The sequence below is a fragment of the Okeania sp. SIO3B5 genome (assembly GCF_010692555.1).
Lineage (GTDB): Bacteria > Cyanobacteriota > Cyanobacteriia > Cyanobacteriales > Microcoleaceae > Okeania.
Genome location: NZ_JAAHHG010000238.1, coordinates 1 through 14423, shown reverse-complemented (window position 1 = coordinate 14423; position 14423 = coordinate 1). Strand labels below are relative to the sequence as shown.

The window sequence follows — 14423 nt, the reverse complement described above, 5'->3', positions numbered from 1 at the left end:
TTCAATAATTGATAATTGATAATGGATAATTGATAATTACCTCTCCCTAAAAGGAAGAGGATTGAATCAAAGGAAAATATTTTCTTGTTTCTCCTTTAAAGGAGAGGCTTTAAACCTTAATTATTCGGTAAAATCCTTCCTCAACTGGTAGTGCGCCACCATTTATTGAGCGGATACCTATTCCTTATTCCCTAAAAGTGAGGTAAAGTTTAATACTAATCTCTATTCCCTATTCCCTGTAAAATATTAATATCTAAAATAAATATGGTTTTTAATTGGTTCCGTCGTCAATATAATGACAGCTCAGACAAAACTTCAAAAGAGACATCTAAACCTGAGGCTGAAAAAGAACAGAAAGAACAGGTAGAAGATAAAGTTGAATCACAAGCAAAATCAACAGAAGAGTCAGGACAGACAACAGAAGATTATTTAAGTTGGGCTAAAGCAGCTTACAAAAATATTCAAGAAAAGAAAAAAAATGAATTACAAGAATCTCAAGTCGCTACAGATACCACTAATGATGTAGAGGAAAAGCCAGAAACTAAAACACCCTCAACAGAGACAAAAAATGAGCCAATCATATCAAATCCTCTTCCAATAATAGAGCATATTGCAGCAGAAAAGACAGAAGCTACAGAAACAGACACCCTGCTTAAACCAGTTCCAATAGTAGAGGAAACCCCCTCTAGCCAAACACAACTGACTGAAGAAGAAACTCAAGTAAAGCCAGATTCAACTGTTGAAGAAACTCAAACATCAGAACAACTACCTTTCTGGGCTAAAGCTCAAGCAGAAAGACAAGCAAGGGTAGAACGTCTCAAAGAAACTGCCATAGAAGAACCAGAACCAGAAACTCTTGATAAAACAACCGTAGAAACTGAAGTAGAAGAAATAGACCCCCTAATACTTGATGAAGCATTTCTGTGGTCAGCAGAAATTTTAGCAGCTCAAGGACGTCGCCCAGAACAAGTATCTGTAGAAGAAATTTCTTGGCTCAAGAAATTACGACAAGGCTTAGATAGAACTCGACGCAACTTACTCAATCAATTACGAGCAATTGTTGGCCAAGGACCGCTAAATGAAGATGCGGTGATGGAAATAGAGTCAATGTTGCTACAAGCTGATGTGGGAGTAGAAGCGACAGACTTAGTGATAGAAACCCTACAAAATAAATTGCGTGAAGAAATTTTACCCCCAGAAGAAGCGATCGCCTATCTGAAAAGCATTTTACGAGATATTCTAGATAAGCCATTCCAAGATTCTGAAACAATTAGTCCTGCCTACAACTTAACTTTTGTCCCAGAAAAGGATACTTTGAATATTTGGCTGGTTAATGGTGTAAATGGGGCAGGTAAAACCACAACTATCGGTAAAATTGCTCATTTAGCTACTAAGTCAAACTACAGATGTTTAATCGCTGCAGCAGATACATTTCGAGCAGCAGCAGTAGAACAGTTAAAAATTTGGGGACAACGCAGTGAAGTAGAAGTAATTGCTAATCCTGGTAAGAATACCGATCCAGCAGCGGTAGTATTTGATGCTATAGTAGCAGCTCAAGTCAGAAATACAGAATTATTACTGGTGGACACTGCCGGAAGACTACAAAACAAGAAAAATTTGATGGACGAACTCAGTAAAATCCACCGTATAGTGCAGAAAAAAGCACCAGATGCAGTGGTGGAATCTCTACTGGTTTTAGATGCTACACTTGGTCAAAATGGTTTACGACAAGCAGAAGTCTTTGCAAAAGCTGCTAAACTTAGCGGAGTAGTATTGACAAAACTTGATGGAACTGCTAAGGGTGGTGTTGCACTAGCTGTTGTCAAGCAACTAGGTCTACCGATTCGTTTTATTGGTGTGGGAGAAAGTCTAGAAGACCTCCGTCCATTTTCTAGTTATGAGTTTGTTGAAGCTCTTTTAAGTGGTTAGATATTCATCGCTCTTACTCTGGAAGATGGGTTATTTCAGTTATCAGTTATCAGTTATCAGTTATCAGTACCTCTAGCTGTTTGCGCAGCATGACCTAGGAAAGTATTGGGATTGAAATCTGAAATATTCTTTTCTGTTGGTCGATTTGATAGAGACCTAGCCATCCCACCCTTCGGGAAGCTTCGCTTTTTCCTAGGTCATGCTACGCAAACATGACGGCGACAGCCGTTAACGTAATTATGCGTTAGCAAAACGACCACTTTTTATTCCCTTAAAAGGGGAGGTTTTAGACCACAATTTTTCGGTAATGGTATAACAGTAGTAGTCGTGAAAAAACGGATGTATTTTTCAGTAGAAGTGTGGAAGTAATTAAGGTGAGGGGTATCAGACTCTATAATTTTGATTTCCCTCTATGGGTTAGGGTGTTAAGGGTGTTTTTAAAATAAAGAATCATCCTTGAAATTTACTTTAAACTACAGGAAATAAAAATAATCAAGCTCTATATTGATATTGCTTTCAGTATCTAGTAATAATTAGTATGAAAAATATAGCAGTAAAAAAAATCAATTTAACAGAAATATTATTTATACTTTAAAGCTGACAATAAGTGATATAGACAAAATTTTTGTTTGGTAAGTGAACGTTAATTATTGTTTGTCCTTCTTAATCTAAAAAATAATATTTATAGCAACAGAAAGAAGGAAGAATAAAAAAATTGAGGTTGTCTGAGTTTTAAACTTTTGAACTATCCTAACTTTTGCTTCGACTTCTATATGTATAAACGAAGCCTAGAAAAAAATAAAATAAAATAAAAAATAAAATATTGAATATTAATTAAAATTAGAGTAGTGAGACTTGATATGATCTTATATTTGTCACAAATTTCGTAAGCATTCAGCTATTAGCTCTTATTAGAGGGTTTTAATGAATATAGACTGTTTCAACCAGCCTTTAAAGTAAGTATAAATTATGACTCAATTAGTAAAATTTTTATCTAAAACTGAAAGCAATATTAGTTTAGGAGAAAAGCTTTATGAACTGTCTTACTACAAAAGTTGCCTTCCTTGCCCTTAAAGTCCGTTGTTAATTTAAACACCGTCCTTTAAGTAGAGAGTCTTGTTGCTGAAGTCCGCAGTTCCTCCGGAGGAGGCTAGCTGACTGCTAATAGCTGTTTGCTTACCAATAATTTAAAAGATCGTCTATGAAAAAATACTATTTTAGATAAAAAAATGTAAATTATAGCGTTTTTCAATATAGATAGACTACAGCTAAATCATTCTCTTACTGCCTAGAGACGTTGCATACAACGTCCATACCTGCCTAACCAAAAATAATTTTGTAGTCTACTTAAATGAATTGTGTTGTAATAATTTATTTTAAGCTGATAATTTGATAATTATGGTAAAAAAAAATCAAATACTGAAACTATAACATTGAGTTGACTTAGGAACTTATCCTGAAGATATTGTGGATAAGTTAATAAACTAAATCTAATAAATTGAGGGAATAAATTTCTATCTAAAAAAAATCAAACTCAAAAAAGGCATAGCACCAAAGCAAATAGCTCCCATCAAAACTCTTAGCAAAACAAGACAGAGAAAAGGTAACAGCAACTAAACAAACCCAGACTTGCCAAAACTTGAGTTAAAAATGTATCACCAACCCTTAAGCATCAACAGACTTTAAGTAAATCAAATCTATATATAAAACATAATGACTATAGTGCCAATACATCGAAACTACCCCGAACCAACTGACCAAAATACCAGTGAGACATCTTCATCAGTAACATCAGTATATGCTCTCAAAGAAATGGTGGCCCGTTTACACAAGGAACAACAAAATGTTAATGATTTATTAAGTTCTCTTGGCTTTGCCTTGCGTAGCTTCAATAATCTCAATCAGTTTCTAGAATTGATTCCTCTAATTGGTTGTCGAGTAACCGATGCTGATGGAGGGGCACTGGTATTATTTAAACCCAATGGTCAAGTTAGGTTCCAACAACTACACTGCCAAGAAGGCCGCCAATGTCAAGATATTCGCCAAGCATTAGAAGTCGCAACTCGTCAATTTATCACAGAAACAACCTTACCCGCAGAACTGCAGGAAATCTCAATTCAAACTGCTAGTTTGGACTATCAAGTTAGTAACTATCTAGGCAGTGATGTTCAATTATTTGGGGCATCAATTCTGGTGAATAACTCAGAACGAGGTCGTCTATATGTATTTAGTCACGATCCAGAATATGTCTGGACACCAGCTAGACAAAAATTAATTCGTCTAGTAACAGATCAGACTGCAGTAGCTATTGCTAATGATGAATTAGCTACATCCTTACGAGAAAAGGAACGTTTGGACAGAGAACTAGAAATAGGGGCAGAAATTCAACTGCAACTATTGCCTCCAGAATGTCCAGAAATTCCTGGTATTACCCTTGCTGCTCGTTGTCAAACAGCAAACCGAGTCGGAGGAGACTATTATGATTTTATCCCCTCCAACTACGACCAGTTGAATTCCAAAAACAAAAAACAGCAAAACTGTCGCTGGAGTATAGTGATTGGAGATGTAATGGGCAAAGGTGTACCTGCTGGTTTAATTATGACCATGACTAGAGGAATGTTGAGAGCTGAGGTATTAAACCGCCACTCACCAGCACGAGTCCTACAACACTTGAACCAAGTAATGTATGCTGATTTGGAAAGTTCCCATAGGTTTGTGACTTTGTTTTATTCAGAGTACGATCCAGAAACCAGCATTTTGTCCTATAGCAATGCGGCCCATCATCCTCCAATGTTGTGGCAAGCTGCTAGTAACTCTATTGTGCAGTTAGATACTTTGGGAATGTTGGTTGGTTTAGAAGTAGACCCTGAATACCATGAAGCGCAAGTTAAACTTAATCCAGGAGATACTATTATTTATTATACAGATGGGTTTACAGATGCAGCTAACCAAAATGGCGATCGTTACGATGATATTAAGTTGAGCGAAGCTTTCAAGTTTGCGTGTCAAAATTATCAACAACCGCAAGAAATATTAAATTACTTATTTGCTCAAGTAAAACAATTTGTTGGTGAAGGAAATCAAAATCCAGATGATATGACTCTAGTAGTTATGAGAGTAAAATCTTCTACAGCAGATTAACGAAGTCAAAAGTCAAAAGTCAAAAGTCAAAATTTAGAAGTTGTTTTTGTTACGGGGATTTGAGCAAGCCTCCCAAAATATTTCGCCAATCAAGGTGGAGTGGCGCAAACCAATTACTTTGATAAATACTATGATTATTAATATAATTTCCAAAACTACATCAGGTTTGAATCCGATCATTTGTGAGACTAATATTCTAGATTTGTTAGGACCAAAAATATTGTATAGTTGGCAACTTTTGGCTCAACAAGTTGATGTAAACTTATGGTCTGATGTGCAAAAAGCTTGGAACAATTTTATAGAATGTGGTCAAGTTTGGGCACTATTAGTTGGTTTATTTATTGGTTGGATGGTTAAGAGTATTTTGCCTTAATTACATAGCAGAAGGAAGAAGGAAGAAGGAAGAAGGAAGAAGCTTGTGATGTCTGCGTCTTTTCCTTCCATTGCTATAAAACCTGACATCTCAATAGCAGAAGGAAGAAGGAAGAAGGAAGAAGGAAGAAGCTTGTGATGTCTGCGTCTTTTCCTTCCATTGCTATAAAACCTGACATCTCAATAGCAGGAGGAAGAAGGAAGAAGGAAGAAGGAAGAAGCTTGTGATGTCTGTGTCTTTTCCTTCCATTGCTATAAAACCTGACATCTCAATAGCAGAAGGAAGAAGGAAGAAGGAAGAAGGAAGAAGCTTGTGATGTCTGTGTCTTTTCCTTCCATTGCTATAAAACCTGACATCTCAATAGAGTTAAATAGAAAAAAAATCTACAAAATGACGCAAGATAAACAAACTTGGAGCAAAAGATTTGAAAAGGCGTTGCATCCTACTATAGCTAAATTTAATGCCAGTATTAGTTTTGACATTGAATTAATTGAGTACGATATTACTGGTTCGGTAGCTCATACAAAAATGTTGGCTAAAACAGGTATTATTTCGGCAGAAGAAGGTGAAAAGTTAGTTAAGGGTTTAGAACAAATTCGTCAAGAGTATCGAGAGGGAAAATTTTGCCCGGATGTAGATGCGGAAGATGTTCACTTTGCTGTGGAAAAAAGACTTACAGATATTACTGGAGATATTGGTAAAAAGTTACATACAGCTAGGTCGAGAAATGACCAAGTAGGGACTGATACGAGGCTTTATTTACGAGAAGAAATTCAGCAAGTTAGGGCTTTATTAAGACATTTTCAATCATCTTTATTGGGGTTAGCTGAATCTAATATAGAAACTTTAATTCCTGGTTATACTCATCTACAAAGGGCACAACCTTTGAGTTTAGCTCATCATCTTTTGGCTTATTTTCACAAAGCTGAAAGGGACTGGGAACGACTAGGAGATGTTTATCGCCGAGTGAATGTTTCTCCTCTTGGTTGTGGTGCTTTGGCAGGTACAACTTTTCCTATAGATAGACACTATACTGCTGAATTATTAAAGTTTGAAAAGCCTTATGCTAATAGTTTGGATGGGGTAAGTGACCGAGATTTTGCTATTGAATTTCTCTGTGCAGCTAGTATAATTATGGTGCATTTAAGTCGTTTGGCAGAGGAAATAATTTTATGGTCATCTGAGGAGTTTAGGTTTGTTACTTTAACTGATAGTTGTGCTACTGGTTCTAGTATTATGCCTCAAAAGAAAAATCCTGATGTGCCAGAGTTAGTTAGGGGAAAAACAGGCAGAGTTTTTGGTCATTTGCAAGGTATGTTAGTCATAATGAAGGGACTGCCACTAACATATAATAAGGATTTACAAGAAGATAAAGAAGGTTTATTTGATACGATAAAAACAGTTAAAAGTTGTCTAGAAGCAATGACAATTTTACTCAATGAAGGTTTAGAGTTTAATAGCGATCGCTTAACAGAAGCAGTTTCAGAAGATTTTTCTAATGCCACAGATGTGGCCGATTATTTGGCAGCTCGTGGCGTACCATTTCGAGAAGCTTATAATTTAGTAGGTAAAGTTGTGAAAACTTGTATTTCTACTAATAAATTGTTGAAAGATTTAACCCTAGAAGAATGGCAAGAATTACATCCAAAATTTGCAGCAGATATTTATCAAGCGATCGCTCCTGAACAAGTAGTATCAGCACGGAATAGTTATGGTGGTACAGGTTTTGAACAAGTAAAAAAAGAAATTGCTACAGCTAAACATAAATTGGCAATTTAATTTTCTTTAATTGTCAGATTCTAGATTTGAGTTGCTAAGTCTCAAATCTAGATTTGACATTTTACATATCAAAATTTATCGCTTGGAACCTTAAACAGTCAAATGTACTATTGATCTACAGCAGCAGTTTCTTCTGAATTTTGCTCGTTACTACCATTTTCATTATTGTTAGATGAAAACTTAGACGAATATCGCTTAGAAAAAAAACCTGTACCTTTTTTCTTACGAAACTTACGTGCGTAAGCCAGATTACGTTGTGCTTTCTCTTTTTTTGGATTACGGCGTTTAGCCATTATTACCTCACTAATTGACATCCTCCCGGCTTTGTCTTTGAACGACAAAGGGGGATTCCTAAACCTCGCAATTTAGGTTTCTGCTTCTATGCAACTGCCTCCAAGGCTAAACCTTTTTTTGGTCTTACAGTCACTCCACAGACTGAAACTGCTAGCCCATCAGCCTCAGTAATTATAACACACCGTTGGGAAAACCAATTAATCTTAAAGTTTTCCCGTGCCTCCTTTTATCTTCCCTTTTCAAATAGGGGCTATAGGGGATAAAGAACAAAGGTGCTTATTTTTAGACAGTTTTTTTATTATAGCAAAGACTTGAATATTTGCCTACTAAAAATAAATCTAAAAAGTCAGCAATAAATATAGCAATATGATTTTAGTTGTGAGATATTGGAGACTTTTGTTCTAGGGAATAGGGAATAGGGAAGAAACGAATACATAAGAATAAGAAAACTGCTATATTTTATGCTTTAAAGGAACACCTCAATTCTCACATCTGATTCCTGATTGCTATATTTTATCTAGAATTACTAATATATCAAAGTATATAGGAATGTTATCTGATAGGGAACAGGGAACAGGGAACAGGGAACAGGGAATATATAGGAAAAAAGTATTTTTGCTTGCTATGAGATGCACCCGAATTATTTAATTATTAATTATTAATTCTTCGGTCACAAAAACTTATCAAGTTGGTATTAGACATTATGGATAATTGCTATAGCTTTTCTCAAGTTACCGAATTATTAATTATTAATTATTAATTATCAAATAATTCTGGTTTAAAGCCTTCCCTTTTAAGGGGAAAAAAAGAAATAATATCTCCTTATATTCAATCCTCTCGGTTTTAACCAGAGGTAATTATCAATTATCCATTATCAATTATCAATTAATGAATGAGGTACAGTTGTTTTTCTACTCCCTACTTCCTACTCCCTAAAAAAAAGGAATTTTGTACTTCATGCTTATTGTGAATTACTATAGTAAAAACAAATAAAATAAATCATAAAAAATGCCAAGTAATCCCTATCATTGGATAGAGAAGTCCCTATCAACAATACATAAAGCTAACTGGTATCGTTCAGTCAAAACTATCGAAAGTATTCCCGGCGCAACCATAAAACTAGAAGGAAAAAAATTCATAAATTTTGCCAGTAATGATTATTTAGGATTAGCAGGAGATCCACGTTTAATTGAGGCAGCTATTCAAGCAACAAAAGAATTTGGTACAGGTAGCACTGGTTCTCGTTTATTAACAGGTCATCGAGAAATACATCAGGAATTAGAACTTGAAATAGCCAAATTAAAACAAACAGAAACAGCATTAGTTTTTAGTTCAGGATATTTAGCAAATATAGGTGTAATATCTTCAGTAGTCAGTAAACGTGACCTGATTTTATCAGATAAATATAATCATTCTAGTCTAAAAAATGGAGCTATTCTTAGCGGTGCAGAAATTATTGAATATAGCCACAATAATATTGAAGAATTAACAAATAAACTAGAACAATATCGAGAAAAATATCGTCGCAGCTTAATAATTACAGATAGTGTTTTTAGTATGGATGGCGATTTATGTAAGCTGCCATTATTATTAGATTTAGCAGAAAAATATAACAGTATGTTATTAGTAGATGAAGCTCATGCCACAGGAGTATTTGGAATGAATGGAGGAGGTTGTGTCGAACATTTTAACTGTACAGGAAAAGAATTAATTCAAATTGGTACTCTCAGCAAAGCATTAGGAAGTTTAGGAGGCTATGTTGCTGGATCAAAAAAATTAATTGAATTTCTCAGAAATAGAACACCCAGTTGGATATATACAACAGGTTTAACTCCCGCAGATACTGCTGCTGCTTTAACAGCTATAAAAATTATCAAAAAAGAACCAGAACGTCGTCTCAAATTATGGCAAAATCTAGAGACTTTATTGAATTTATTAGAAACAGAAAATCAACAGTTAGGAGCAAAGAAAAAAAACTTGAATGAGCGATCGCCAATTATCTGCTTTCCTCTCAAAAATGCAGCCGAAGCATTAATAATAGGAGAAAAATTAAAACAAGCAGGAATATTTGCTCCGGCCATTCGCCCACCTACGGTTAATACCAGTCGGATTCGCATTTCATTAATGGCCACCCATGAAACAAATCATATCCAGCAATTAGTCGCAGCATTAGGAGAAGTCATATCATGTCCGGTTGAATAATTAGACTTTGGTGGAAGGAAGGCAGAAGGCAGGAGGCAGGAGGCAGAAGGTTTTCTCCTTTTTTCACCTTAATTTTATACACAAACGATGCTACCGGACATGATATCAGAAGTCAGAATTCAGACATCAGAAGTCAAAAGTTAGAAGTTAGAAGTTAGAAGTTAGATTTGATCAACTAAAAACTTTAATAATGCCATAGTTTCGGGCAATTATTTGACATTTAAAGTTGGAAACTATTTGTGACATCCCTAAAGTAAATTGGTATGATACCAATTTAAAAAAAGAATGTTATACCAATTTCATAAAATATTGTTACAGTAACGACACAGCTCCGAAAGGCAACAGCTCATCTGGCAACAGGGAAAGAAAAACAGAAATATTAAAGAGGAAAAAAAGTGAAAACTTTAGAATTTATGGAACTTATGATTTTTTCTTTTAGGAATAAATCACAAATTAAGATGTAACTACCTTTTTTGAATTTGGTATTACGAATCGGTTTTAACCAGAGGTAATTATCAATTATCCATTATCCATAATCAATTAATGAAACTACACGCACCTTTTATATACTAAAAATCATCTCCATCACTCAGAAAATTCGTAATTTCTTCTACTACTATATCCGGCATTTGTTCCGGTAAATTATCTCCACCAGAATTAATTAAATGAAGTTTAGCGCTCGGCAATAAATCCGCATAAAACTTACTCATAGATAAAGCAATATCAGTATCTTTATAACCTTGTAAAATTAATGTTTTTACTTTCAAAAAAGCCAAATCTTCTTTCAATAACTCAGATTGAATTTCCGCCCATTTAGGTCTAAATAGAATTTTACTTCCCGTTGAAGAAAGCAATAATTTTTGTCGAAATTGTAGAATTTTCTTAATTTTTGTGTGAGCGCCTAATAACCTAATAAAAGGATATATCAATTGTAAAGCCCAACACAAAAAAGAAGGTTTTTGAGTTAAGCATCTAAATAACCGCCAACGTGCTTTAACAGCAGCAAGATTAATTCCTTCAGGAGATATTAATATCGTGCCCAATACTTGTTCAGAATATTTGAGAGCATAACTAGCAGCTATCCAACCCCCTAAAGAATGACCAACTAAATATACCTTCTCCAATTTCAAAGTAGTTATATATTCAGCCAAAGATTCTACTATTTGATTAATTGAATAATGAGTAGCAGAAAATTCTGACTCACTAAACCCTGGTAAGTCTGGTGCAAAGCAATGGTAATGTAGACTCAATCGTTCCATAACTGGTAACCATTGATTACTATCATGCCAAGATCCATGCAGAAAAACTACATTATTTGAATTACCACCAATTTCACGCCAAAACAATACTCCACCAGACAACTTGACACGAGAATTACGCCATAAAAAGTGCATGACTATGGAATTATAAAACTTAATAGATATCTCCATAAAATAGGGAACAGGGAACAGGGAACAGGGAACAGGGAACAGGGAGAAATAATTGATAATTTATAGAGATCTCACCTTATATTATAGATATATAGCGTTTCTCAAATTACTGAGGTACAGTTGTTTTTCTTCTTTTCTACTCCCTACTCCCTACTCCCTACTCCCTACTCCCTAAAACACAGGAATTTTATACCTAACGCTTCTTGGGAATTGCTATATTCAAGTGAAAATACCTTCAAATAATCCTTTTCTATTATGAGATTATCAAATCACGAAATTAATCTAAAATTGTCAAACCACTAAAATAATCCTTTAATTGTCGGCTGTAGTCGTAGCCAAGATTATCCGGTATAGACGTAACTTCAAAAGCTTGAACACCAGTAATTTCCACAGCATCTTGAACATTCAAATCTCCCTGAACATCAGCCTCAACCAAAATATTAATAGAATGTAGTCTAGGGTCTCGATCTGGTGCAGAATATACTCCCACTAATCTACGAATTTTGACTAACTCTAATCCTGTTTCTTCAAGTAACTCCCTTTTCACAGTAGTTGTAACATCTTGGCCCCATTCCACCATACCTCCTGGTAGAGCATATTTATTATTGTCACGGCGACGAACTAAAACTATCCGGCCATCAGGCAAAATGGGGACTATATTAACACCTGTTACAGGATGGCGGAAAATTAAGCCAATTACAGTTTGTCCAATTTTCCATAATTGACTTATGAGCTGAGGAATCACAACTAAAATATAAAGCACTTTCAATAATTATTTTTGTAGGTTTTTTTATCTAGGAGCAAACAAAAAGTTAGTTTACAAGCTGATATTGCCGATTTTTTTTACCTAATTAATAAGGTACAATTTTTACAATTTTTACCAAACACCTTAACTGGGAATATAGGAGCAAGTATTGAGAATAAAAAAATTATTATTACAATCCCTAAATAATATTTCTTGAAAACTATTCTCTTGCTACCTAACTAAAAGCTTAGTCAAACATATAACATATTGTAATATCCTATAAGTAAATTGCACTTAAATCAATTTGTCAATTCCCATCAAAGGAAAATATCAATAAAATGCTCAACGGTCTGCTCTTAGTTCCATTAATAGGTGCTGCTATCATTGGTTTTTGGCCAACCACTCTCTCGCCAAAACTAGCCAGGCAACTAGCTCTAGTTGTGGCCATAATTAGTCTCATATGGTCCTTAGTGTTACTAACTGAATTCAACCCACAAGATCCAAATCTACAGTTCGTCGTCTTATTTCCCTGGATAGACTCCCTTGGTTTAAGCTACTCCCTAGGTATGGACGGTTTATCCCTACCATTAGTAGTCTTAAATGGTCTGTTAACTGCTATTGCTATTTATGCCACAGACGAATCAATCAAAAGACCCCGTTTTTATTACTCCCTAATATTGTTGCTAGCACTCAGCGTATTTGGAGCTTTTCTCGCTCAAGACTTACTACTATTTTTCCTCTTCTATGAACTAGAGCTAATTCCTCTATACCTATTAATAGCAATTTGGGGAGGGCCAAGACGGGGTTACGCATCCACAAAATTTCTGATTTACACAGCAATTTCAGGAATTTTCATCCTAGCTGGGTTCCTGGGAGTAGCGTGGTTAAGTGGCTCATCTAATTTCGCTTACGACCAAGCAGTTGCCCATACCCTACCTTTAGGAACTCAACTATTATTATTAGGAACTATAGTCATCGGGTTTGGCATTAAAATTCCTCTAGTACCCTTCCATACATGGTTACCCGATGCTCATGTTGAAGCTTCCACACCTATTTCCGTACTTTTAGCAGGAGTGCTGTTGAAATTAGGGACTTATGGTTTACTGAGATTTGGACTAAATATGTTCTCGGAAGCTTGGGTATATATTTCTCCATGGTTAGCAATATGGGCAGTAGTCAGTGTACTTTATGGTTCATTTAATGCGATCGCCCAAAAAGACATGAAAAAAATGGTAGCCTATAGTTCTGTTGGTCACATGGGCTATATTTTATTAGCAAGTGCAGCAGCAACTCCCCTCAGCATTTTGGGCACAGTATTTCAAATGATTAGCCATGGTCTAATTTCAGCCCTACTATTTTTATTAGTGGGAGTAGTTTACAAAAAAGCTGGCACCCGTGACATAGATGTATTGCGTGGTTTGTTAAACCCAGAACAAGGTTTACCATTGATTGGTAGTTTGATGATTTTAGGAGTAATGGCAAGTGCTGGTATTCCAGGAATGGTTGGATTTATTTCCGAATTTTTAGTGTTTAGAGGCAGTTTCAATGTGTTTACAGTTCCTACTATTCTATGTATGATCGGAACAGGATTAACATCAGCCTATTTTTTGCTGTTAGCGAACCGAGTATTTTTTGGTAGGTTATCTGAAACAGTTGTGAATTTGCCTCCCGTACAATGGTCAGATAGAATACCATCTATTATCTTAGCACTTCTAATCGTCATTTTAGGAATACAACCAAACTGGATGTTGCGTTGGACTGAAACTGAAGCAAATGCTATGAGCGCAGGTCAACCTATGTTGTCACAGGTAGTTAAAAAATCGGGTGCATCTCAATGCGTGAATAAAGCCAAAAATTTATCGCTTTTAGGGAACAGGGAACAGGGAACAGGGAATAGGGAATAAGAAAAAAGTATTTTTGCAAATATGAGATGCACCAAAAAAATCAGCGATCGCTCCTTTACCAAAAAATTGTGGTTTAAACTTTTCTCTTTTAAGGGGATAAAAAGAAAAAATTTCCTTTGAGTCAATCCTTGCTTTTAAAGGAGAGGTAATAATGAATAATGAATAATGAATAATTAATAATTAATAATTAATAATTAATTATTTAACTTTCTCTTTCCTCCTGACTATTATCTGATTATTGATAATTATTCAAGCGTGCATAACATCAAATTAAGTTATTCAGAATTAAAACTATATCATGCAATTTTTGTCAAATGAAATAGGGATACAAATAATACCAAATCTCAAAAACTTTTCTATATTTTCTTGAGCAGGGGAGTATGGCCGTGAGTAGGGACGTTGCATGCAACGTCCGAGAGCAAGAAGTAAAAATAAGAATAATATACACTTACTAACTAAATAATTACTGGCATTGCTGAATTAAGGTATGAAAGTAGGTTTATAGGTATGGAGGGAACACTTAACTGGGAACAGGGAACAGTTAATATTAACAAGTAGTTCAAACCATCCAAAATACAAAATCAAAAATATAAAATTATCAAATCATACCCAGAATCAGCAACGCC

General features: G+C 35.1%; 9 protein-coding genes. 6 read left to right on the top strand and 3 right to left on the bottom strand.

The annotated features are described in order from the left end of the window. Positions 1-264: 264 nt before the first annotated feature. The 4 genes from ftsY to argH all read left to right on the top strand — a co-directional run bounded on the left by ftsY (position 265) and on the right by argH (position 7222). Positions 265-1929, top strand: a complete 1665-nt coding sequence (gene ftsY, locus F6K54_RS25765; protein WP_293083823.1) for a signal recognition particle-docking protein FtsY — start codon at positions 265-267, stop codon at positions 1927-1929. Between the two features lie 1713 nt (positions 1930-3642). Then, positions 3643-5070, top strand: a complete 1428-nt coding sequence (locus tag F6K54_RS25760; RefSeq protein WP_293083820.1) for a PP2C family protein-serine/threonine phosphatase — start codon at positions 3643-3645, stop codon at positions 5068-5070. 130 nt (positions 5071-5200) lie between these two features. Continuing rightward, on the top strand, positions 5201-5443 hold the full coding sequence (locus F6K54_RS25755; RefSeq protein WP_293083818.1) for a hypothetical protein: 243 nt from the start codon (positions 5201-5203) through the stop codon (positions 5441-5443). A gap of 390 nt (positions 5444-5833) precedes the next feature. Beyond that, positions 5834-7222, top strand: a complete 1389-nt coding sequence (gene argH / locus F6K54_RS25750) for an argininosuccinate lyase (protein ID WP_293083815.1) — start codon at positions 5834-5836, stop codon at positions 7220-7222. 107 nt (positions 7223-7329) lie between these two features. Here the strand turns inward: argH and F6K54_RS25745 are convergent, their stop codons facing one another. Then, a complete protein-coding gene (locus tag F6K54_RS25745; protein ID WP_124146119.1) occupies positions 7330-7515 on the bottom strand; it encodes a hypothetical protein in 186 nt (61 codons plus the stop codon). A gap of 1009 nt (positions 7516-8524) precedes the next feature. Between F6K54_RS25745 and bioF the strand changes: the two genes are divergently transcribed. Further along, complete coding sequence (gene bioF / locus F6K54_RS25740) at positions 8525-9718, top strand: 8-amino-7-oxononanoate synthase (protein ID WP_293083812.1); 1194 nt, start codon at positions 8525-8527, stop codon at positions 9716-9718. A 569-nt stretch (positions 9719-10287) separates the two neighbouring features. Here the strand turns inward: bioF and F6K54_RS25735 are convergent. Then, on the bottom strand, positions 10288-11112 hold the full coding sequence (locus F6K54_RS25735) for an alpha/beta fold hydrolase (protein WP_293083809.1): 825 nt from the start codon (positions 11110-11112) through the stop codon (positions 10288-10290). A gap of 313 nt (positions 11113-11425) precedes the next feature. Next, positions 11426-11878, bottom strand: coding sequence for an NUDIX hydrolase (locus F6K54_RS25730; protein ID WP_293083826.1), 453 nt, complete (start codon positions 11876-11878; stop codon positions 11426-11428). Between the two features lie 353 nt (positions 11879-12231). Here F6K54_RS25730 and F6K54_RS25725 point away from each other — a divergent pair, with 353 nt between their 5' ends. Further along, positions 12232-13797 carry an NADH-quinone oxidoreductase subunit M gene (locus F6K54_RS25725; RefSeq protein ID WP_293083806.1) on the top strand — a complete coding sequence of 522 codons (1566 nt, stop codon included), beginning with the start codon at positions 12232-12234 and terminating at the stop codon, positions 13795-13797. Positions 13798-14423: the final 626 nt, after the last annotated feature.

Coding starts and splice junctions, on each gene's coding strand:
- F6K54_RS25745 (WP_124146119.1), bottom strand. CDS start 7,515: ATGGCTAAACGCCGTAATCCAAAAAAAGAGAAAGCACAACGTAATCTG.
- F6K54_RS25735 (WP_293083809.1), bottom strand. CDS start 11,112: ATGCACTTTTTATGGCGTAATTCTCGTGTCAAGTTGTCTGGTGGAGTA.
- F6K54_RS25760 (WP_293083820.1), top strand. CDS start 3,643: ATGACTATAGTGCCAATACATCGAAACTACCCCGAACCAACTGACCAA.
- bioF (WP_293083812.1), top strand. CDS start 8,525: ATGCCAAGTAATCCCTATCATTGGATAGAGAAGTCCCTATCAACAATA.
- F6K54_RS25725 (WP_293083806.1), top strand. CDS start 12,232: ATGCTCAACGGTCTGCTCTTAGTTCCATTAATAGGTGCTGCTATCATT.
- argH (WP_293083815.1), top strand. CDS start 5,834: ATGACGCAAGATAAACAAACTTGGAGCAAAAGATTTGAAAAGGCGTTG.
- F6K54_RS25755 (WP_293083818.1), top strand. CDS start 5,201: ATGATTATTAATATAATTTCCAAAACTACATCAGGTTTGAATCCGATC.
- ftsY (WP_293083823.1), top strand. CDS start 265: ATGGTTTTTAATTGGTTCCGTCGTCAATATAATGACAGCTCAGACAAA.